This window comes from Aeromonas sp. Y293-4, from assembly GCF_027705905.1.
Lineage (GTDB): Bacteria > Pseudomonadota > Gammaproteobacteria > Enterobacterales > Aeromonadaceae > Aeromonas > Aeromonas veronii.
Genome location: NZ_JAPDCI010000018.1, coordinates 1 through 19,506, shown reverse-complemented (window position 1 = coordinate 19,506; position 19,506 = coordinate 1). Strand labels below are relative to the sequence as shown.

Annotated in this window: 19 protein-coding genes and 1 tRNA gene; 10 read left to right on the top strand and 10 right to left on the bottom strand. The window is 59.5% G+C overall.

The window, feature by feature from the left end:
* Nucleotide 1: 1 nt before the first annotated feature.
* From rsmA to lptD, 4 genes are read right to left on the bottom strand one after another with little or no spacing between them, the layout of a single operon-like run.
* On the bottom strand, nucleotides 2-814 hold the full coding sequence (rsmA, locus tag OKC31_RS17670; protein ID WP_247823963.1) for a 16S rRNA (adenine(1518)-N(6)/adenine(1519)-N(6))-dimethyltransferase RsmA: 813 nt from the start codon (nucleotides 812-814) through the stop codon (nucleotides 2-4).
* Complete coding sequence (gene pdxA / locus OKC31_RS17665; RefSeq protein ID WP_201942731.1) at nucleotides 804-1,799, bottom strand: 4-hydroxythreonine-4-phosphate dehydrogenase PdxA; 996 nt, start codon at nucleotides 1,797-1,799, stop codon at nucleotides 804-806. Before pdxA ends, rsmA begins: the two co-directional genes overlap by 11 nt.
* Nucleotides 1,799-3,097, bottom strand: coding sequence for a peptidylprolyl isomerase SurA (gene surA, locus OKC31_RS17660; protein WP_247823964.1), 1,299 nt, complete (start codon nucleotides 3,095-3,097; stop codon nucleotides 1,799-1,801). The genes pdxA and surA overlap by 1 nt, the downstream gene beginning before the upstream one ends.
* A 26-nt stretch (nucleotides 3,098-3,123) precedes the next feature.
* The gene (lptD, locus tag OKC31_RS17655) at nucleotides 3,124-5,568 is read right to left on the bottom strand and encodes an LPS assembly protein LptD (RefSeq protein ID WP_270657349.1); all 2,445 of its coding nucleotides are present in this window, start codon (nucleotides 5,566-5,568) and stop codon (nucleotides 3,124-3,126) included.
* Nucleotides 5,569-5,742: 174 nt separating this feature from the next.
* Here lptD and OKC31_RS17650 point away from each other — a divergent pair, with 174 nt between their 5' ends.
* The 3 genes from OKC31_RS17650 to djlA are packed head-to-tail and all read left to right on the top strand — an operon-like array spanning nucleotide 5,743 to nucleotide 8,271.
* The gene (locus OKC31_RS17650; RefSeq protein ID WP_247823965.1) at nucleotides 5,743-6,753 is read left to right on the top strand and encodes an aminoglycoside phosphotransferase family protein; all 1,011 of its coding nucleotides are present in this window, start codon (nucleotides 5,743-5,745) and stop codon (nucleotides 6,751-6,753) included.
* Nucleotides 6,750-7,418 carry an N-acetylmuramate alpha-1-phosphate uridylyltransferase MurU gene (gene murU / locus OKC31_RS17645; RefSeq protein WP_247823966.1) on the top strand — a complete coding sequence of 223 codons (669 nt, stop codon included), beginning with the start codon at nucleotides 6,750-6,752 and terminating at the stop codon, nucleotides 7,416-7,418. Before OKC31_RS17650 ends, murU begins: the two co-directional genes overlap by 4 nt.
* A 19-nt stretch (nucleotides 7,419-7,437) precedes the next feature.
* Nucleotides 7,438-8,271: a co-chaperone DjlA gene (djlA, locus tag OKC31_RS17640; RefSeq protein WP_005358354.1), complete on the top strand. Its 834-nt coding sequence runs from the start codon at nucleotides 7,438-7,440 to the stop codon at nucleotides 8,269-8,271.
* An 81-nt stretch (nucleotides 8,272-8,352) separates the two neighbouring features.
* Here djlA and OKC31_RS17635 read toward each other — a convergent pair whose 3' ends face one another.
* Nucleotides 8,353-9,804 carry an aminoacyl-histidine dipeptidase gene (locus tag OKC31_RS17635; RefSeq protein WP_247823967.1) on the bottom strand — a complete coding sequence of 484 codons (1,452 nt, stop codon included), beginning with the start codon at nucleotides 9,802-9,804 and terminating at the stop codon, nucleotides 8,353-8,355.
* 947 nt (nucleotides 9,805-10,751) lie between these two features.
* Here OKC31_RS17635 and gpt point away from each other — a divergent pair.
* From gpt to OKC31_RS17610, 5 genes are all read left to right on the top strand, one after another.
* Complete coding sequence (gene gpt, locus OKC31_RS17630) at nucleotides 10,752-11,219, top strand: xanthine phosphoribosyltransferase (protein WP_005339007.1); 468 nt, start codon at nucleotides 10,752-10,754, stop codon at nucleotides 11,217-11,219.
* A 172-nt stretch (nucleotides 11,220-11,391) separates the two neighbouring features.
* Nucleotides 11,392-12,660 carry an esterase FrsA gene (gene frsA, locus OKC31_RS17625; protein ID WP_247823968.1) on the top strand — a complete coding sequence of 423 codons (1,269 nt, stop codon included), beginning with the start codon at nucleotides 11,392-11,394 and terminating at the stop codon, nucleotides 12,658-12,660.
* Between the two features lie 62 nt (nucleotides 12,661-12,722).
* Nucleotides 12,723-13,115: a sigma factor-binding protein Crl gene (gene crl, locus OKC31_RS17620; protein ID WP_005339003.1), complete on the top strand. Its 393-nt coding sequence runs from the start codon at nucleotides 12,723-12,725 to the stop codon at nucleotides 13,113-13,115.
* 179 nt (nucleotides 13,116-13,294) lie between these two features.
* Nucleotides 13,295-14,398: a glutamate 5-kinase gene (gene proB, locus OKC31_RS17615; RefSeq protein ID WP_033114873.1), complete on the top strand. Its 1,104-nt coding sequence runs from the start codon at nucleotides 13,295-13,297 to the stop codon at nucleotides 14,396-14,398.
* Complete coding sequence (locus tag OKC31_RS17610; protein WP_270657357.1) at nucleotides 14,398-15,687, top strand: glutamate-5-semialdehyde dehydrogenase; 1,290 nt, start codon at nucleotides 14,398-14,400, stop codon at nucleotides 15,685-15,687. Before proB ends, OKC31_RS17610 begins: the two co-directional genes overlap by 1 nt.
* Nucleotides 15,688-15,782: 95 nt before the next feature.
* Here OKC31_RS17610 and OKC31_RS17605 read toward each other — a convergent pair whose 3' ends face one another.
* From OKC31_RS17605 to rsgA, 5 genes are read right to left on the bottom strand one after another with little or no spacing between them, the layout of a single operon-like run.
* A complete protein-coding gene (locus OKC31_RS17605) occupies nucleotides 15,783-16,172 on the bottom strand; it encodes a hypothetical protein (RefSeq protein ID WP_088870064.1) in 390 nt (129 codons plus the stop codon).
* 2 nt (nucleotides 16,173-16,174) lie between these two features.
* Complete coding sequence (locus tag OKC31_RS17600) at nucleotides 16,175-16,426, bottom strand: DUF2960 domain-containing protein (protein ID WP_005338984.1); 252 nt, start codon at nucleotides 16,424-16,426, stop codon at nucleotides 16,175-16,177.
* Nucleotides 16,416-16,685 (bottom strand): VF530 family DNA-binding protein, encoded by a 270-nt coding sequence (locus OKC31_RS17595; RefSeq protein ID WP_005349372.1) that lies wholly within the window; start codon nucleotides 16,683-16,685, stop codon nucleotides 16,416-16,418. The genes OKC31_RS17600 and OKC31_RS17595 overlap by 11 nt, the downstream gene beginning before the upstream one ends.
* Nucleotides 16,682-17,554 (bottom strand): archaetidylserine decarboxylase, encoded by an 873-nt coding sequence (gene asd / locus OKC31_RS17590; RefSeq protein ID WP_026034874.1) that lies wholly within the window; start codon nucleotides 17,552-17,554, stop codon nucleotides 16,682-16,684. The genes OKC31_RS17595 and asd overlap by 4 nt, the downstream gene beginning before the upstream one ends.
* 28 nt (nucleotides 17,555-17,582) lie before the next feature.
* Complete coding sequence (gene rsgA, locus OKC31_RS17585) at nucleotides 17,583-18,617, bottom strand: small ribosomal subunit biogenesis GTPase RsgA (protein WP_162850486.1); 1,035 nt, start codon at nucleotides 18,615-18,617, stop codon at nucleotides 17,583-17,585.
* Between the two features lie 91 nt (nucleotides 18,618-18,708).
* Here rsgA and orn point away from each other — a divergent pair, with 91 nt between their 5' ends.
* Together orn and OKC31_RS17575 are read left to right on the top strand one after the other, a co-directional pair.
* A complete protein-coding gene (orn, locus tag OKC31_RS17580) occupies nucleotides 18,709-19,254 on the top strand; it encodes an oligoribonuclease (RefSeq protein WP_042080584.1) in 546 nt (181 codons plus the stop codon).
* A 178-nt stretch (nucleotides 19,255-19,432) separates the two neighbouring features.
* Nucleotides 19,433-19,505 (top strand) — tRNA-Gly (locus OKC31_RS17575).
* Nucleotide 19,506 lies beyond the last annotated feature (1 nt).

Here is a 19,506-nt window from a genome sequence, read left to right as displayed (position 1 = left end):
ATCAGGCCTGTTGCTGATCCGCCAGCCAGTTGGCGATCATGACAAACTGCTCGAGGGAGAGATTCTCCGGGCGCAGGTTGCCATCGATACCAAGCTCGGTCAGCTGGGCGTCGGTGATGAAGTTGGAGAAGCTGTTGCGGATGGTCTTGCGACGCTGGCCAAAGCCTTCGGTACAGACGCGATTCAGACAACGAATGTCTTTTGCGACTATGGTCGGATTCTTGTGCGGGATCAGGCGAACTACGGCAGAGTCCACTTTCGGCGCCGGTTTGAAGGCGCCCGGGCCCACTTCCAGCACCGGCACCACCTGGCAGTAGTACTGGGTCATCACGCTCAGACGGCCATAAGCCTTGCTGCCGGGGCCGGCGGCCAGACGCAATACCACTTCCTTTTGCAGCATGAAGTGCATGTCTTCAACCCGGTCGGCAAACTCGCACAGGTGGAAGATGAGCGGGGTGGAGATGTTGTAGGGCAGGTTGCCGAAGATTCGCAGCGGCCTCTTGCCTTCACCCATCAGGGTGCCGAAGTCGAAACGCATGGCGTCCGCTTCGATGACGGTGAGCTTCTCCTTCAGGGTCGGGTGCTCGCGCAGGCGCGCTGCCAGATCCCGGTCCAGCTCGACCACGGTCATCTTGTCCATCTGGGCGGCAACCGGCTCGGTCAGCGCGGCCAGACCCGGGCCGATCTCCACCAGATTCTGACCCGGCTGCGGGTTGATGGCGGCGACGATTTGATCGATCACATACCGGTCGTGCAAGAAGTTCTGACCGAAACGCTTACGGGCCGTGTGGCCCATGTGCACCTTACTGCTCATATCTTTTTTTCTCTACCATCTTGATGGCGTGGTTAATCGCGGTGACAAGGCTGCCCGAATCCGCCAGGCCCTTGCCTGCCAGATCCAGCGCGGTGCCGTGATCCACCGAAGTGCGGATGAAGGGAAGCCCCAGGGTGATATTGACCGAACTGCCGAAGCCCTTGTATTTGAGTACGGGCAGCCCCTGGTCGTGGTACATGGCGAGTACCGCATCCGCATCCTTGAGGTATTTCTCCTGGAACAAGGTGTCGGCCGGCAAGGGGCCGACCAGATCTATCCCTTCCTGGCGCAGGGTGGCCAGGGCGGGTTCGATCACGTCAATCTCTTCACGTCCGAGATGGCCACCTTCCCCTGCGTGGGGGTTGAGGCCGCAGACGTAAATACGGGGTTTGGCGATGCCAAACTTGGTGGCGAGATCCTCGTTGAGGATCCGGATCACCTTGCCGAGGCGATCCTCGGTGATGGCCATCGCCACATAGGCCAGCGGAATATGGGTGGTCGCCAGTGCGACCCGCAGCCCCTCGGTTGCCAGCATCATCACCACATCTGCGGTGTTGGATTGCTGGGCAAAGAACTCGGTGTGGCCGCTGAACGAGACCCCGGCCTGGTTGATGATCCCCTTGTGCACCGGCCCGGTCACCACGGCGGCAAATTCGCCGCTCATGTTGCCATCGCAGGCACGCTGCAGGGTCGCCAGCACATAGGCGCCATTGCCTTCGTTCAGCTCGCCCGGCACCACGGGGGCGCCGAGGGAGACCGGACAGACGGTCAGGGTGCCCGCCCGCTGGGGGCGGGCAGGGGCGGCGGCATCGTAGGGCTCAAGCTCGATGGGCAGCCCAAGCAGGGTTGCCCGCTCGCGCAGCAGCGCCGGATCGGCGATCACCACCAACTGGTGGGGCCAATCCTGCTGGGCAATCTGCAGCACCAGATCCGGGCCGATCCCGGCCGGTTCGCCCGGTGTAACGGCAAGGCGACGGCAGCTCATCAGCTACCGGCTCCTTCGATCTGGATGTAGGCCTCGTCACGCAGCTCATCCAGCCACGCCTGTGACTCTTCCACGAAGCGACGGTTGTAGATCAGCTGGTAGGCGCGCTGCTCCTGAGCCTTGTCGGTCGCATCCTGGCTGCGGCGATCTTCCACCTGCACGATGTGCCAGCCGTGGCTGGTGCGGAACGGGGCACTGATCTGGCCCGGTTGCAGACGGTTGACCATGTCGCGGAACTCGGGGACATAGACGTTGGGATCAGACCAGCCCAGTTCGCCACCCTGCACCGCAGAGCCCGGATCTTCGGAGTACTTCTCCGCCATGCTGGCGAAGCTGGCCTTGCCGCTCTTGATGTCGTGCAGAATGCCATCCAGCATCCCCTTGGCTTTCTCTTCGCTCAGGATGATGGAGGGCTTGATCAGGATATGACGTGCCTTCACCTCGGTCTGCATCACTTGCTGCTGACCCTTGGTGTCGAACACCTTGACGATGTGCAGGCCGGCGCCGGAGCGCAGCGGGCCGACGATATCGCCCTTCTTGGCACCTTGCACCGCTTCCGCCATCAGGGTCGGCATCTCTTGCGGGCTCATCCAGCCCCAGTCGCCCCCTTCCAGCGCCTTGGGACCGTTACTCTCGGCAATGGCCAGTTTGCGGAAGTCGGCACCTTGCTTGAGGGCGGCCAGAATGCGCTCGATCTTGCTCTTGGCGGCATCCAGCTGGGCGGCTGTGGGGTTGTCCGGCAGGGCAATCTGGATATGGCCGACGTGGTATTCGTTCTGCTGTTGACCCTGTTTCTTCAGGATCTCCACCACCTGCTTCACCTCCTGCTCGGAGATGTTGATACGGCGGCGCACCTGGTTGCGGCGCACCTCGTTCATCAGGATCTCGCGGCGAACCTCTTCCCGATATTGGGCATAGGTCATCCCTTCACGGGCGAGCTGGGCCCGCAGCTGATCCAGGGTCATCTTGTTGTCGGCAGCGATGCCCTGAATAGCCTGTTCCAGCTGGGTGTCGCTGATCTTCAGCCCCTGGCGCTCCGCCAGTTGCAACTGCAGGCTCTCCTGGATCAGGCGATCCAGCGCCTGTTTGCGCAGGGTGGTATCGTCAGGCAGGGACTGGCCGCTCTCCTGAGCGGAGAGTTTTACCTTGTTGACCAGTGCGTCCTGTTGGCTGGACAGCACCACGTCCTTGTTGACCACGGCCAGCACCTTGTCCATCAGCTCGGGCGCAGCCAGTGCGGCCTGGCTCATGGCACCGAACATTCCCGCGGTCAGCAGGGCAATCAGGGTCTTTTTCATATCCATCTCTCAAGGCTGGACCAGCATCATTGCTGGCCTTTCAGATTAAACGGGCGAACATAGGGCAACAGCTCGGTATCCAGTGTGACGCTGCGGCCACCGGTACCCACGCTGCCAAGTCCCTTCATTTCAAACTGCAGACCAATGACTTTTTCCGAAGTGGGCTTCAGGGTGACGTTGTCCGGCTGATTGTGCCACTCCAGGCTCATGTTGATGCTCCAGCAGCAGGAGTCGTATTTGACACCGATCTTGCGGTCAATGTTCACATCCTGCTTGATGTCACGGTAGTAACCGCCATACATCTGCCACTGATCGGCGATCGGCGCCATCATCACCAGACCCGCCTGGCTCAGATCTTCTGCCAGCGCCGTGTTGGTCGGATAGCGATAGTCCAGGTTGCCATCCTTGATGTAGCGGTAGTTGACCTGAGTGGTCAGCTTGCCGGTCCGGTACTCGACTGCACCGTTGCCAGCCGTAAATTCACCCTCGGAGGTATCGTACTGGGTCCCTGCGTGGGCAAACCACTCATCGGTGATCCGGGCATCCCCCTCGAACGAGAGCAGAGAGCGGGCGTTGGTACTTTCCGGATTTGAAGGGTAGAGGCGCACCTTGGGTGGCGTCATTTCAAAGGCCTGGGCCACCGCCAGACGCAACCGTTCATCACCCACATTGTCATAGACCCGGCTGGTCAGGCCAACGGTGACCCGATTGGCGTCGCTGATGCGGTCGAGACCGGCAAAGCGGCGGTCACTGAACAGGCTGTAGTAGTCCTGACGGGTGGTGGTGGAGTCGTAGATCCCGATCTCGTCCTGATTTTTGTAAGGGATATAGAGGTACTGGAACTCAGGCTCCAGGGTCTGGGTGCCCTTGCCATCATACCAGTCGAGCGGCCGATCGAAGTTGACGCCCCCCTTGAGGCGGAAGGAGGGCAGAGTACGGGTAATAGTGCCCTCTTTCAGGGTCAGCTGTTTGCTGTCTGCATCGGTGAAGCGGCTGCGGTCCTGGCTAACCAGATTATCGGGTACCTCCTGGTTGTAGGAGGTAAACATCAGCTTGTACTGACTGGTCAGGTAGTAACCCGGTGCATCCACCAGGGGCACGGTCAGGGTTGGTGCCAGATGCAGGCGGGTGGCGGTATAGCGCTCACCTGCTTGCAGAGTGGCGGCACTGCCACTGTCATAGCCAAACTTGGTCAGTTCACTGTTCCAGGCCAGATCGAACCACTTGCCTTGCTGATAGTAGTTGTAGTCGATACGCGGCAGCATCTCGTGGGGCAGCAACGCATATGGGCTCAGGATCTGGTAGCGGCGCACCTCGGAGGTGAGGTTCCAGTTGTGCTGGTAGTAGCCGGCGGTAAAGGATTGCTGCAACTGACTGTCGACCTGAGTGCCCACTTGCGGGCTGAAGTCGTTGAAGTAGTTGTAGTCCTTGTCGCGCACCTGGGTGTAGTCGATACCAAAACGCAGGCTGCCATCCATCAGGGCGGAACCGTGGCGGACGTTCATCAGGTAGCGATGGCCATCGGACAGGCCAGCCAGACTCGGATTGCTCGGGCTGTACTGCTTGTCATCCGCCAGATTTTCAAAATAGAGGGTGCCGGTGTGGGCGGGGTCCGGCATGTAGCGGAACTCCACCTGTTCCATCAGGCCGCGTTTATCCATAAAACGGGAGGTGATGGTGGCATCGTAGTTGGGAGCTATGTTCCAGTAGAAGGGCTGGGTGATATCCATGCCGTTGCTGGAGCTCTGCTTGTAACCCGGGTAGAGCAGACCGGTCTTCCGCTCATCCTTGATGGGGAAGTTGATATAGGGGAAGTAGAACACCGGGTAGTCATAGAGCCAGAGGCTGGCGTTCCAGGCTTCGCCGAACACCTCTTTCTGGTCGATGTCGATACTGCCCGCCTTGAGGGTCCACACTTCCTGACCGGGGGGGCAGGTGGTGTACTGGGCCCCCTCCATGGTGATGTTCTGGTTGTTGTTGGTCATCACCACGCGCTTGGCAAAGCCGCGCACTGGTGAGCCATGCACCTGATACTTGCCCTCTTCCAGCTCGGAGTTCTTGGTATCCAGATTGGATTTGAGGGTCTTGTCGCTGGTGACGGTCACCTGACCGTCGTTGTAATAGATGTTGCCGATGGCGATGACATCCCGGCTCTTCTGGTCGAGCTGGGCATAGTCGGAGTCAAACTTGCGAACACCCTGACGAACCTTGACGTCACCTTCATAGACGGCTGTGCCGCCCTGTTTGGCTTCGAGACGGTCGGCATCAACCTCGACCGGCTGCGCGTTGGCATCCTGATCCGATGCAGGCTTCTCTATCTTGGGAACATAGTCATAGCAGAGACTATCTAGAATGCCGGTGGCTGGCTGCGCTTCGAACGGAGCCGCCTGCACCATCATAGGGGTGAGTGCGGGGGCCAGGCTGATAGTCAGGGCGATGGGATAGCGGTACCCCAGTGTCCATTTTGTCATGTGAAAGACTCGTGCAATCCGTGATAGATACGGTTGATCCAAGGCATGCATTTTACGACAGGTTTCATCGAGTTGACATTGCATGTCATTGCTTTATGTTAGCCAGCAATGATAAAGCATTATTGCGGCCAGGGCTAACAGCCAAGTGCTGCTTTCCACCTTGGTCCTCTACTTATGCACGATCGCGATTCCCTGCTATTGCAGTGGGCACGCCGTATTTCCGGTGATGCCACTCTCATGCTTACCCTCATTTCCGGTGATGCCAGCTTCCGCCGCTACTCTCGTGGTGGTGGTCTGGTGTGGGTGGATGCCAATCCGAAAACCGAAAAAAATCATGAATTTGTTCGTAACGCGGCCGCCTTGCAGGCGCGTCAGCTGTTGGCGCCAGAGGTGAAGGCGGTGGACTACGAACAGGGGCTGCTGGCGGTCAGTGATCTGGGCGATACCCAGCTGATCAGCTGCCTGAACGAACACAACGTACTGGCCTGGTATGGCAAGGCGATTGATTTGCTGCCCCGCCTGGGGGCGGTTGAACTGGCGCTTGAACCCTTCGATGCGGCTTTTATGGCGCGGGAGAACAGCATTTTCCCCGAGTGGCTGCTGGGTCATCATCTGCAACTGACTCTGAGCCATGAAGAGCAGCAACTGCTGGACGAGACCTTTGCCTGCCTCACCGCCTGCAATCTGGCCCAGCCGCAGGGGGTGATGCATAGAGATTTCCACAGTCGCAACCTGATGGTGTGTGGCGGTGACACTCCTGATAGCAGCGAACTCGCCATCATCGATTTTCAGGACATGGTCATCGGGCCGCTTACCTATGACCTGGTCTCTCTGCTGAAAGATTGCTACGTGCGCTGGCCGGACGAGGTGATCGATGAAGGGATGCGCCACGGTTTTGCCACCCTGCAACAGGCGGGGCTGCTTGGCGAGCTCGATTATGCCAGTTTCCGTCGTGATGCCGACCTGACCGGCATGCAGCGCCACCTCAAAGCTGCCGGAATCTTTACCCGGCTCTATCATCGGGACGGCAAGTCCGGCTATCTCAAGGATATTCCCCGTACCCTCGGCTATGTGGTGGATGTCTGTCGCACTCACGGTAGCGCCTATCCGGTACTGGCCCGTTTTGGTCAGTGGTTGGAGCAGGTGGTGTTGCCGGGTGTCGCCAATGCAGGGGTAAAACCATGAAGGCGATGATCCTGGCCGCTGGCCGTGGCGAGCGGATGCGCCCGCTGACTGACCTGCTGCCCAAGCCGCTGCTGGCGGTGGGGGGCAAGCCGCTTATCGTCCACCATATCGAAAAGTTGAAGTCAGCTGGCGTGACCGAGCTGGTCATTAACCACGCCTGGCTCGGCCACAAGTTGGTCGAGAGCCTTGGTGATGGCAGTGCGCTTGGCGTGACCATCCACTGGTCAGCCGAGGAGAGCGCGCTGGAGACCGCGGGCGGCATTGTGCAGGCGCTGCCGCTACTGGGCTCTGAACCTTTTTTGGTGATCAACGGCGATACCTGGCTCGATCTCGATTATCACACTCTGGTCAGCCAGCCCCTTGGCGATGATTTGGCCCACCTTTGGCTGGTGCCCAATCCGCCCCAGCATCCGGCCGGGGACTTTGCCCTGCAAGGGGGGCGAGTCATGGATACGCCAGCGTTTACCTTCAGCGGGGTCGGACTATATGATCCGGCGGCCTTTGCCGGTCTCGCGGGCGGCGCCCGCAAGCTGGCGCCTCTGCTCCGTGACTGGATGGCGCAAGGGCTGGTGGGCGGCAGCCTGCTCGCTGGCGAGTGGCGCGATATCGGCACTGTCGACCGTCTGCGCGAGCTGGATGACCAGCTCCAGGCCCGCACTCATTAACTTCAAGAGGTCTTGAACCATGCGTATTTGGGGTAAGGTGCTGGGCGCCTTCTTCGGTTTTCTGCTCGGCAACATCATCGGTGCCCTGATTGGCCTCTGGATCGGCCACCGTTTCGACCGTGGCATGGGGCTGCAGGGGGCGTTTCGTCGCGGCCCGAGTCAGGAGCAGCAAGCCGTCTTCTTCCACGCCACCTTCTCGGTGATGGGGCATATCGCCAAGTCAAGCGGTCAGGTGACCGAACAGGAGATCCGGGTTGCCTCCAACCTGATGGATCGTATGCGGCTGGCGGGCGAACAGCGTGCCCGGGCGCAGGAGTCGTTTCGTCTCGGTAAGGAGGCTGACTTCCCGCTGCGCGAGACCCTGGCCGAGTTCCGCCGTGCCAGTCTGGGGCAGCGCGATATTCTGCGCTTCTTCCTCGAGGTACAACTGCAGGCGGCCTTTGCCGACGGGCGGGTGGAGGAGGGCGAGCGCGCCATTCTGCACACCATTGCCGACGAGCTGGGCTTCAGCCGCATCGAGTTGGCCCGCATTCTGGCAATGGCCGAGGCGCAGATGAACTTCTTCAATCAGGCCCATGGCCAGTATCAGGGGGGCCATTCCGGTGGTCAGCAGTATCGGCAGGCGGCACCCTCTGCGGATCGCCTCAAGAATGCCTACCAGTTGCTGGGGGTGAGCGAGAGCGACAGCGATCAGGATATCAAGCGCGCCTACCGCAAGGAGATGAGCAAGCATCATCCGGACAAGCTGGCCGCCAAAGGGCTGCCGCCGGAGATGATGGAGATGGCCAAGGAGAAGACCCAGGAGATCCAGCAAGCCTGGGAGTGGATCCGCGAGGCCCGCGGCATCCGTTAAGTGCCAACGTCAGGTTGGAACAGACAATAAAAAACCCCGCAGCAGTGCGGGGCTTTGCTTTGCCGTGTGGCGTAGGCCGGGTTACTTGGCCGGAATCGCTTCCAGCACGTGCACCAGCAGTTGCCAGAAACGTTCGACCGCCGGGATATGTACCTTCTCGTCAGGGGAGTGGGCACCGCGGATGGTCGGGCCGAAGGATACCATGTCCCACTCCGGATAGGCGCTCTTGAACAGACCGCACTCGAGACCAGCGTGGATCACCATGACGTTGGGCATGGTGCCAAACAGGGTCTGGTAGCTGTTGCGTACCAGCGCCATGACGGGGGAGTCCACGTTCGGCGCCCAACCCGGATAGGCACCGGTGAATTCGCAGCTGGCGCCTGCCAGGGTGAACAGGGAGCGGGTCATCTGCTCGATGCTCTCGCGGCCGGAGTCAATCAGGGAGCGGATCAGGCACTGGACGTACACTTCGCCATCCTGAGTCTTGATGACCCCCAGGTTGGTAGAGGTTTCGGTCACGCCGGGCATGGCATCGCTCATGCGCATCACGCCGTTCGGGCAGGCCATCAGGGCATCCAGCAGTCGCTGCTGCAGGGAGACGCTCATCAGCTTGGCCGGTTTGGCGGCGTTGTTGACCAGCACGGTCAGGTTTGGCTCGGTGGCGGCCAGTTCGGTCTGGTAGATCCCGGTGTAGCGGTCAACCAGCGCCTTGAACTCGTTCACGCTGGCAGCGGGCACCAGCAGGGTGGCACGGGCTTCGCGCGGGATGGCGTTGCGCAGGGTGCCGCCGTGGATCTCGGCCAGACGAACACCCAGCGGCTCTGCTGCTTTGAGCAGGCGAACCAGCAGCTTGTTGGCGTTGCCACGACCGCGATGGATATCGCAACCTGAGTGACCGCCACGCAGCCCTTTCACGGCCAGCTCGAACGCTTCGCCTTCGCTGGCGTCAACCAGCTCGAGCGTGAAGCGGATATTGGCATCCACACCGCCAGCGCAGCCCATGTAGACCTCGCCATCCTCTTCGGAGTCGGTGTTGAGCAGAATTTCGCCCTCCAGCCAGCCCGCTTCCAGACCGAATGCGCCGGTCATGCCGGTCTCTTCGTCTGTGGTCAGCAGCACTTCCAGCGGGCCGTGCTTGATGGTCTTGTCAGCCAGCACAGCCAGGCAACCGGCCATGCCGATGCCGTTGTCGGCACCCAGAGTGGTGCCACGGGCAGTGACCCACTCGCCATCGACATAGGCATCGATGGGATCGTTGGCGAAGTCGTGTTTGGTGTCGGCGTTGGCCTGCGGCACCATGTCGATATGGGCCTGCAGTACCACGGCTTTGCGGTTTTCCATCCCCGGGGTGGCCGGTTTCTTGATGATGATGTTGCCGACCTTGTCCTGCTTGACCGCCAGACCTTCCCCTTGAGCCCATTGGATGATCCAGGCGCTCAGTTTGGCTTCATGTTTGGAAGGGTGGGGGATGGAGCAGATCTGTTCGAAGAAATGCCAAATCAGTTTGGGAGAGAGAGAGCTAAGCTGTGCCACGTCGGGACTCCTTACCAGCACGGAATTAACAGGGCCCCATCAGCGGGCCGGGGAAGAGGATAACGATAATACAGTCAATCACACAAAAATGTGAGCAATCAGCGCAAATCGCAGGCAGCTTGTGCTGGCTGATGGCAACCAGGCAGTACGATCGTCAGGTTCGGACGACGCTGACCGATAGAAAAGAAAATGTGTGACCGATCTCACAAAAATATTGAATTTAACGCACCGACTGGTAAATTAGCTCCCGTGGTTCGCCACCCGTCAGGATGACGATGAAAGCCTCCAGGGAACCGAAGCAAAGCAAGTGCGCCTCCATGGAACCGAGTGTTCGTTCACGGATTTGAGCCCGCATTAAAGGTACGTAACTTGTTAAGCAATCAGGAGTTTCAATATGCCAGGCAGCAACTCAACCTATTGGTTTGCCCCCTCTTTGTATACCCAGGGTTTCAGCTACCCTAACCCCTTCGTCACTCGTCGCTAAGACGAGCTGCCCAACCAGGCAGAGGCGAGAAAGCAGCAGGTGCGTGAGGTAAATCCTCCCCCTGCTATTTTTTTATCTGCGATTTGCCGCACAGCCCATTAGGACTCGGCAGCAGGGATGACAGGTTAGTCGTTTGGCGCTCGAGATGTGCCGAATGGAGAGGGTGATGCCGATTTTTCCTGTTTTTGGCATACGTTTGCCAGGCATTTTCTCTGCAAACGGTGCTATCATATCGGCCCAACAGCCTGTCCGCGGTTTGGACACTTCATCTAACCGATCGCCGGATAAGCCCATCTTGCTTCCATTGTTATCAGATTTGCTGCCGAGGCTTAGCCCTGAGGCAGCCGAAGTGCAATCTGAATTCAGTCGGGCAAGGGCCGCCATTTAGTGGCATCCGCAGGGAGAATTGCGGATGCTGTGATTTTAAGTGATTGTTTTTAAATAACTATTCGAGATCGATAACATGCCGAAAAAGTTCTATGTGTCGTGGGACAACCTGCAACGTGAAGCTCGCCGTCTGGCCCGTCGTCAGCTGCCTGTCAGCCAGTGGAAAGGTATCATCGCGGTCAGCCGTGGTGGTCTGGTGCCCGCAGCCCTGATGGCCCGTGAACTTGGCATTCGTAATGTGGAAACCCTCTGCATCTCCAGCTATGACCATGACAGCCAGCGCGAGCTGGTGGTCGTGAAGGCTGCCACCACCGCTGGTGACGGCGAAGGCTGGCTGGTGGTGGAAGATCTGGTGGACACCGGCACTACCGCCAAGGCGATCCGCGAGCTCTACCCGAAAGCCAAGTTCATCGCGATTTTCGCCAAGCCGATGGGCGAAGCGCTGCTGGACGATTTCGAAGTGGCGATCCCGCAGGATACCTGGATTGAACAGCCGTGGGATATGGCACTGGAGTTCGCCACACCGATCTGCGACGAAAAGTAACGGGATCGGGATGTGACGCTCACTGCGTCCATTGGTCGCAACCGGCAATAATGGTTTCACAGGGCTCCAATTTGGAGCCCTGTTTTTTTGTGTATCAATCTGTTGCAGGGTGGCTGATGGGCAGTAAAAGTGGTTAAGATGAGCTATTGCCTGATATGAATGGGACACTATCTTGGACTTGAACGAAGACCTAAACCTGACCGAACAGCTCTTTACCCGCGTCAAGAAGGTATTGGAAACATCCGAGATCTCCAACTCCAGTGCGGCTGATCTGGCGCAAGCCGAGTCAGACGAGATGTTTATCGACGGCTCCATGTCAAAGAGCTGGTATCGCTTGCTGCGTCGCCCCTCCTGGACCTGGCAGGGTGCTGATCCCATCGAAGTGGAGCAGACCCTGGCCCGTATCGCCATGGCGACCGGCGAGCGCACCCATGACTGCTATCTCGATACCATCAAGGGCTATGTGCCCGGCAACTGGATCTACGAATGGAGCCAGGTGGCTGGCAACTATTTCAAGCAGGGCCGCGAACTGCGCGAGAAGGGTGATCCTTCTGGCGCCTTGAAACAGCTGCTCAAGGCGGTGCGCTACTACTCTATCGCCAGCTATCCCCATCTCAAGGATGACGAGCTGGCGGATCAGGCCCAGCTGCTCGGTAACATGGCCTATCGCGAGGCTGGTCGCCTGTTCAAGGTACCGCTCAAAGAGATCCAGGTGCCTTTTCGCGGCAAGCATATTCAGGGTTATCTCCACCTGCCGACGACCGAAAAACCGGTGCCGCTGGTGATCATCAGCGGCGGGATCGACTCCCTGCAGCTCGACTTCCTCAACTTCTATCTCAAACGGCTCGAGCCCAACGGTATTGGCATGCTTTCCCTCGATATGCCCGGGGTTGGCTATGCCGAGCATTGGCCGCTGGTGCAGGATACCAGCCGCCTTCATCAGGCGGTGCTCCATTATCTCTCCGAAGTGGCCTGGGTCGATCATCAGCGTATCGCCATGGTGGGGATGCGTCTGGCGGGCAATATCGCAGCCAGACTGGCCTTTATCGAACCGTTCAAGCTGCGCACAGTGGTTTGTGTCGGCGCCGGGGTCAATCAGGTGTTTACCAATCAGGAGCTGTTTGCCAAGTGTCCGCGCATGATGCGGGATAGTCTGGCCAACCGTTTGGGGGCTGATGCTGGGCAGTGGGACGGCATGCGTACCAAGTGCCAGGTATTTTCACTTAAAACACAAGGATTACTGGGGACTCGCACTTCAGTGCCGATATTGAGTATTGGACACAAGCGAGATTTTATTTGTCCCGAGCAGGATGTACGGGCATTGGCGGCGGCCAGTCGTAACGGCAAGGCCATCGTATTCGACAAACAGCCTTTGCTGGAGGTGTATGACAAGGCGCTGGACGAAATCGTCGAGTGGCTGAAACAGCATTTGTGTACCTGACATTGCGCTAAAGAACTGACGCCATCCCGAGGTGGCGCGGCTTGTTTAACAGGGAGGTTAACATGTCTGAAAGAGTGACCTACAAGCGACTGCTGAGGCAGTTTGCTGCTATTGGCCCCTATTTGCGCGAAGATCTCTGCGAAGAGGGGCGTTATCGTTTCGACTGCCTGTCGGTCTGTGTCAGCGCCAAGCCGGCGCCGGACAAACGGGAGTTCTGGGGCTGGTGGCTGGTGCTGGAGCAGGACGATCACCACTTCCGTTACCACTATCAGCTCGGTTTCTACAATGCTGATGGTGAGTGGCTGGACAAGCCGATCCCCAAGAAGCACCAGGTAGAAGTGGAGCGGACCCTCAACCGTTTCTACAAGCTCATCAGCGACAAACTGACGGCACTGGAGTGCCAGTTAGCGCCAGCGGATCAGGTCACCAATGAGTTGACCGTGACCGCCGCTTGATCCCTGATGCCCGGCGAGCAGCATCCCGCTGTTTGCCGGGCCATCAGTCAGCCATCTTCCCTTCCGACCATAATCATCCGGGCCTTTGCCACATCTCCTCCCTCCGGCGTTAATTGCCTTGCAGGGCTCCATGGCCGTGGGTATAAAGATATTCCTTACTTTTTAGCCTTTATGCTCCCATGGAAAACAGAACCATAGTTGTCAAGTTGGGCACCAGCGTGCTCACAGGGGGGTCTTCCCAGCTCAATCGTGCCCATATGGTCGAGCTGGTCAGACAGTGTGCGGCCTTGCACCGTCACGGCCACCGGGTCGTGGTCGTCACATCAGGAGCTATCGCCGCCGGGCGTGAACATCTGGGCCACCCGCCACTGGCGCCAACCCTGCCCAACAAGCAGATGCTGGCGGCGGTTGGTCAGACTCAGCTGATTCGGGTATGGCAGGATCTGTTCAACCTCTATGGTCTGCATATCGGCCAGATGCTGCTGACCCGCGCCGATCTGGAAGATCGCGAACGCTATCTCAATGCCCGCGATACCATGCGCACCCTGCTCGATCACCGCATTATTCCGGTGATCAACGAAAACGATGCGGTGGCGACCGCCGAGATCAAGGTCGGCGACAACGACAACCTCTCCGCCCGCGCCGCCATCCTGGCCGATGCCGATCTGCTGATCCTGCTGACAGACCAGAAGGGGCTGTTTACCGCCGATCCGCGTACCAATCCCGATGCCCAGCTCATTGAAGAGGTGCAGACCATCGACGATACCCTGCGCTCGTTGGCGGGTGACAGTGTCAGCGGCCTTGGCACTGGCGGCATGGCTACCAAGCTGCAGGCCGCCGATGTGGCGCGCCGTGCCGGGGTCAACGTGGTGATCGCGACCGGCCAGATGCCGGAGGTGATTGGCCGTCTCGCCAAGGGTGAGCGGATTGGCACCCTGTTCCCGGCGCTGGCCTCCCCGCTGGAAGGGCGCAAGAGCTGGATCCTGGCAGGCCCGCCCCCTCACGGCGAAGTGCATGTGGATCAGGGGGCTGTCGCCGCCATGAAGGAGAAAGGCTCCAGCCTGCTGCCCAAGGGGATTGTCGCCGTCAAGGGCGACTTTATTCGAGGCGATGTGGTGCGCATTCTCGATCCCAAAGGCGCCGAGTTGGCGCGCGGTATCTGCCGTTACGACCATCTGGAGCTGGACAAGCTGCGTGGCGTCCACTCGGATCAGATTGAGCAGGTACTGGGCTATGGATATGGTTCAGTAGCCATCCATCGAGACGATATGGTGCTGCTCTAATCAGAGCGGCACGGCATGAACAAAAGGGAACCGAGATGAGTCTGGAGAAAATGGGGCTGGCGGCCCGTGAAGCCGCCTATCAGCTGGCTACCATCAGCACGGCGCAGAAGAATCGGGCGCTGGCCGCCATCGCCGACGAGCTGGAGGCTCGCAGTGAACAGATCCTCGCCGCCAACGCGAAAGATATCGCCGCCGGCCGTGAAGCGGGCTTGACAGAAGCCATGCTGGATCGCCTGCTGCTTAATCCGGCCCGGCTGGCCGGGATTGTGGCGGATGTGCGCAAGGTAATTACTCTGGATGATCCGGTCGGCGCCGAAATGGATAGCCGGGTGCTGGAGAATGGCCTGCGCCTCTCCCGTCGTCGGGTGCCCATCGGGGTTATCGGCGTCATCTACGAGGCGCGTCCCAACGTCACCATCGACATCGCCAGCCTCTGCCTCAAGACTGGCAACGCCAGCATATTGCGTGGCGGGCGCGAGACCTTCCACTCCAATCTGGAGCTGGTGCGGGTGATCCAGCATGCCTTGGCGGCCTCCGGTCTGCCCGAGGCGGCGGTGCAGTACATCGACAACCCGGATCGGGCGCTGGTCGGCGAGTTGCTGCGTCTCGACCGCTATGTGGACATGATCATCCCCCGCGGCGGTGCCGGGCTGCACAAGATGTGCAAGGAGAACAGCTCCATCCCGGTCATCATCGGCGGGTTCGGTATCAGCCATATCTTCGTCGACGAGAGTGCCGATCTGGTGCGCTCTCTGGCGGTTATCGACAACGCCAAGGTGCAACGCCCCTCCGCCTGCAACGCCCTCGATACCCTGTTGGTACACGAGAAAGTCGCTTCGGCTTTCCTGCCGCAGCTGGTGACGCTGATGAACGAGCGCAAGGTGACGCTGGTGGCCGCGCCCAACGCCATGCCGCTGCTGACTGGCGCCGACAACTTGTGCGAGGCAGGGCCGGAGGATTTCGATACCGAGTGGCTCGGGCTGACCCTGGGGGTCAAGTTGGTGGCGGATGTGAACGAGGCACTGGCCCATATGCGCGAGCATAACGCCGGTCACTCCGATGCCATCCTGACCAACGATCTGATCAATGCCGAGCGTTTCGTCAACGGAGCCGGTTCGGCGGCTGTCTATGTCAACGCCTCCACCCGTTTCACCGATGGTGGCCAGTTTGGTTTGGGGGCCGAGGTGGCGGTCTCGACCCAGATGCTGCACGCTCGCGGCCCCATGGGACTGACCGAGCTCACCAGCTACAAGTGGGTAGGGCAGGCCGATTACCTCAGCCGTGCCTGATAACAGGCTGTTGCAAAAACAAAGATGCCGACCACAGGGTCGGCATTTTTTCGCTGGAATCGCGCCGATACCACGCCGTGCGCTATTCCTCGGGGTTATTCCCCGTGATAGATCGCCTTGTCACCGTGCTTGAGCACATAACCCTTCCAGATAAAGAGGGTGTAGCCGCTACCCTGCCACGACCAGTTGCCCTCCGCACCTTGACGGGTCAGCAGGTGCTGCTCGCCGCTTGGCAGATGCAATTCGGCCTGCGTCTGGTCGGCATTGAACAGCACGAAGGCGCTGCTGGTCTGGCTGGCATCGGTTGGATTGAGCCGGATACCCTCTTCAAACAGGCGCACACATTTGCCAGTCAGTGCTGACCACTGATAGCCCGCACTGCCGATACAGCCGTGGCTGTCGCGATCGCTGCCAACCAGATGTTGTTCCGGTGTACTGCATGCTGCCAGTAGCAGAGAGGCAGCCATCAGAGTCAAGGTGCGCATGGTTACTCCTGAAGATCCCGTTCGATGACGATGTTGGAGAATCCCAACTCTTTGAAGTAGTTCTCCTGGTAATCCTTCACGCTTTTCTTGTCGCGGCGACAAACCTGAGCCAGCTGGGCCTCCATGGCGTGAAAACTGGTGAGATCCAGCCCTTCGGCAGCGGCGATGGCGTCGTAGATGCTGCGGAACTTGTCGTTCGCGTAGCCGATCTCTTTGGCCTGTTTTTTATAGGTGTACGTAATCTTAAAGGCCATCTTGCCCTTCCTTCTTCGATTTGGCTTGCTTGCGCTGGACGTAGAGGTAGAGGCTTTCGACCTTCTCCCGAGCCCAGGGGGTCTTGCGCAAGAACTTCAGGCTGGACTTGATGCTGGGATTATCGGTGAAGCAGCGGATATTGATCTGCTGCCCCAGCTCTTCCCAGCCATAGTGCTCGACCAGTGCGGTGACGATGGCTTCCAGCGTCAGCCCGTGCAGCGGGTTGTTCTTCTGCGAGGCGTTCGGTTGCTCGCTCATGCCTGCTCCGCCAGCTTGGCAAAGGGCTGACCCATGCGGGTGGTGACACCGTTGGCCAAGTGAGGTTCGAAACCGGCCAGCATGCCCGGGCCAAACAGGCAGACCACGGTGCTGCCCAGCTTGAACAGGCCCATCTCGGCGCCTTTCTGCAGGGTAATGGCCTCATCGCCGGTGTAATCCCAGCGCACCACCTTCTTCTCTTTGGTCGGCGCAATGTTGCCGGCCCAGATGGTCTCGATGCTGGCCACGATAGTGGCACCGACCAGCACCAGCGCCATGGGGCCGTGCGGAGTGCGGAAGGTGGCGACCACCCGCTCGTTGCGGGCAAACAGGTTGGGCACGTTCTCGGCGGTGAGCGGGTTGACGGAGAAAAGATCCCCCGGCACGAACACCATGCTCTCCAGCACGCCGTCCAGCGGCATGTGGATGCGGTGGTAATCCTTGGGCGCCAGATAGATGGTGGCGAAGTCGCCATCCTTGAACGGCGCCACCAGATCCTCATAGCCGCCCAGCAGCTCGCGAGCGCTGTAGTCGTGGCCCTTGGCCTGGATGATGCGACCTTGCTGGATGGGGCCGAGCTGGCTGACGGTGCCATCGACCGGCAGCGCCAGGGTCATGGCATCTTCTACCACGGGGCGGATACCGGGCTTGAGCTCGCGGGTGAAGAACTCGTTGAAGCTCTTATAGTGGGCCGGACTCTCGTGAAGCGCCTCGCTCATGTCGACCTGATACTGCTTGATAAAGGCCTCGATCACTTTGGTGGTGATGTTGCCCGCTTCGGCGGCGGCAAACTTGCCGATCAGACGGGAGAGGGCGTGCTTGGGCAGACAGTATTGACCGGCAATTTTCAGGTTGTCAGTAATGCTCATGTTCATCATCAACGTAGGTTTATTAGGGTCACAGGCGCGCTTGCTGGCGACCGTGACGGGCTTCCTGCATGGTTTCCAGGATGCGGTGATAGTTGTGGAAGCGATCGGCACTGATAGCGCCCGCGTCGACCGCGGCGCGCAGGGCACAGCCTGGATCGTCCTTGTGGGTACAGTCGCGGAACTTGCAGCCACCCAGATAGTCGCGAAACTCGACGAAGCACCAGGTGATGCGGTCGGCTTCCAGATGCCAGAGGGCGAACTCGCGGATCCCGGGGGAGTCGATGAGATCGCCACCGCTCGGGAAGTGGTAGAGCCGCGCCGTGGTGGTGGTGTGCTGGCCGAGCCCCGAGTTTTCGGAGATCTCGCCGGTCAGTACATCCAGCCCCGGCATCAGGGCGTTGGTGAGCGAGGATTTGCCCACCCCGGACTGGCCAACGAAGATGCTGATCTTGTCGGTCAGGGCTGCCTTGAGTTCATCCAGCCCTTCGCCGCTCTCGCAGCTCACCAGCAGCACCTCGTAATTGAGTTTGCGGTAGGTTTCGAGCTGGCTTTCGATGCGCGCTCTGGCGGCATCATCGAGCATATCGACCTTGTTCAGCACGATGAGAGGGCGGATCTCCACATCCTCGGCGGCCACCAGATAGCGGTCGACGATGTTGGTGGAGAACTCGGGCATCACCGCCGAGACGATGATGATCTGGTCGATATTAGCGGCGATGGGTTTGACACCGTCGTAGAAGTCCGGCCGGGTCAGTACCGAGTGGCGCGGATGCACCGCCTCGATGACGCCCGCTGTCGCGGTATTGAGGCCGGGACGCCACACTACCTTGTCGCCACAGACCAGACTGCTGATGCTGCTGCGCCGCAGGTTGCTGCGGTGGATGGTGCCATCGACCGCTTCCACGTCTGCGTGCTGACCAAAACGGCTGATCACCACCCCTTCGATGGCGGGGCCAAACAGGGTGTCATCCACCACTGTGGTGTGATCTTTTTGCAGCCGCCGTTCGCGGTTGGCCTGGACGCGCCTTTGTTGACCCAGATTGAGTTTTGCTTTCTTTGCCACTCGATTCGCCAGTTTATGAACAGATCCAAAGCCAGTATGATACATGCAAATTGGCAAAATTCCGCCATTCCTCCCAATAGAGAGAGCAATCATGACAGTCAGCGCGCAGAACCTGGTATGGATCGACATGGAGATGACGGGTCTCGACCCCGAAGAGAACGTGGTACTGGAGATTGCCACCATAGTCACCGACAAGGATCTGAACGTACTGGCCGAAGGGCCGGTCATCGCCATTCATCAGAGTGATGAAGAGCTGGCCAAGATGGACGACTGGAACGTCAACACCCATACCAAGAGCGGTCTGGTCGCTCGGGTCAAGGCGAGTCAGCACGATGAGGCGAAAGCCATTGCCGAGACCCTCGAGTTCATTCGCCAGTGGGTGCCGGAGCGCACCAGCCCGCTGTGCGGCAACAGCATCGGTCAGGATCGCCGCTTCATGGTCAAGCACATGGCCGAGCTGGAAGCCTTCTTCCACTACCGCAACGTCGACGTCAGCACCATCAAGGAGCTGGTACGCCGCTGGCAGCCGGAACTGCTGGATCAGTTCAAGAAGAGCGGCACCCACCAGGCGCTGGACGATATCCGCGAATCCATCGCCGAGCTGCAGTTCTATCGCAGCCACGTATTCAAGATCTGATTCCCCGGCAAGGGTTTGTCATACTCTGGCTGCTAAAATCGACAGTTCGGCCAGCTTTTGAGCGAACGCGCGCAACCAGACAAAAAAGCCCTTGCAATTGGAATGACTGCTCTTATAATTCGGCTCCCGTACAGTAGCGCAAGCAACCAAATGCTGTACGGCCTGTTTTAAGGTAGTTGCGGGAATAGCTCAGTTGGTAGAGCACGACCTTGCCAAGGTCGGGGTCGCGAGTTCGAGTCTCGTTTCCCGCTC

Excerpts from the sequence above, each read along its gene's own strand:
- OKC31_RS17595 (WP_005349372.1), bottom strand. The coding sequence starts at position 16,685 with ATGAGCGAGCAACCGAACGCCTCGCAGAAGAACAACCCGCTGCACGGG.
- lptD (WP_270657349.1), bottom strand. The coding sequence starts at position 5,568 with ATGACAAAATGGACACTGGGGTACCGCTATCCCATCGCCCTGACTATC.
- crl (WP_005339003.1), top strand. The coding sequence starts at position 12,723 with ATGTCTGAAAGAGTGACCTACAAGCGACTGCTGAGGCAGTTTGCTGCT.
- OKC31_RS17600 (WP_005338984.1), bottom strand. The coding sequence starts at position 16,426 with ATGGCCTTTAAGATTACGTACACCTATAAAAAACAGGCCAAAGAGATC.
- OKC31_RS17605 (WP_088870064.1), bottom strand. The coding sequence starts at position 16,172 with ATGCGCACCTTGACTCTGATGGCTGCCTCTCTGCTACTGGCAGCATGC.
- gpt (WP_005339007.1), top strand. The coding sequence starts at position 10,752 with ATGCCGAAAAAGTTCTATGTGTCGTGGGACAACCTGCAACGTGAAGCT.
- proB (WP_033114873.1), top strand. The coding sequence starts at position 13,295 with ATGGAAAACAGAACCATAGTTGTCAAGTTGGGCACCAGCGTGCTCACA.
- orn (WP_042080584.1), top strand. The coding sequence starts at position 18,709 with ATGACAGTCAGCGCGCAGAACCTGGTATGGATCGACATGGAGATGACG.
- asd (WP_026034874.1), bottom strand. The coding sequence starts at position 17,554 with ATGAGCATTACTGACAACCTGAAAATTGCCGGTCAATACTGTCTGCCC.
- rsmA (WP_247823963.1), bottom strand. The coding sequence starts at position 814 with ATGAGCAGTAAGGTGCACATGGGCCACACGGCCCGTAAGCGTTTCGGT.
- murU (WP_247823966.1), top strand. The coding sequence starts at position 6,750 with ATGAAGGCGATGATCCTGGCCGCTGGCCGTGGCGAGCGGATGCGCCCG.
- pdxA (WP_201942731.1), bottom strand. The coding sequence starts at position 1,799 with ATGAGCTGCCGTCGCCTTGCCGTTACACCGGGCGAACCGGCCGGGATC.
- OKC31_RS17650 (WP_247823965.1), top strand. The coding sequence starts at position 5,743 with ATGCACGATCGCGATTCCCTGCTATTGCAGTGGGCACGCCGTATTTCC.
- surA (WP_247823964.1), bottom strand. The coding sequence starts at position 3,097 with ATGAAAAAGACCCTGATTGCCCTGCTGACCGCGGGAATGTTCGGTGCC.
- djlA (WP_005358354.1), top strand. The coding sequence starts at position 7,438 with ATGCGTATTTGGGGTAAGGTGCTGGGCGCCTTCTTCGGTTTTCTGCTC.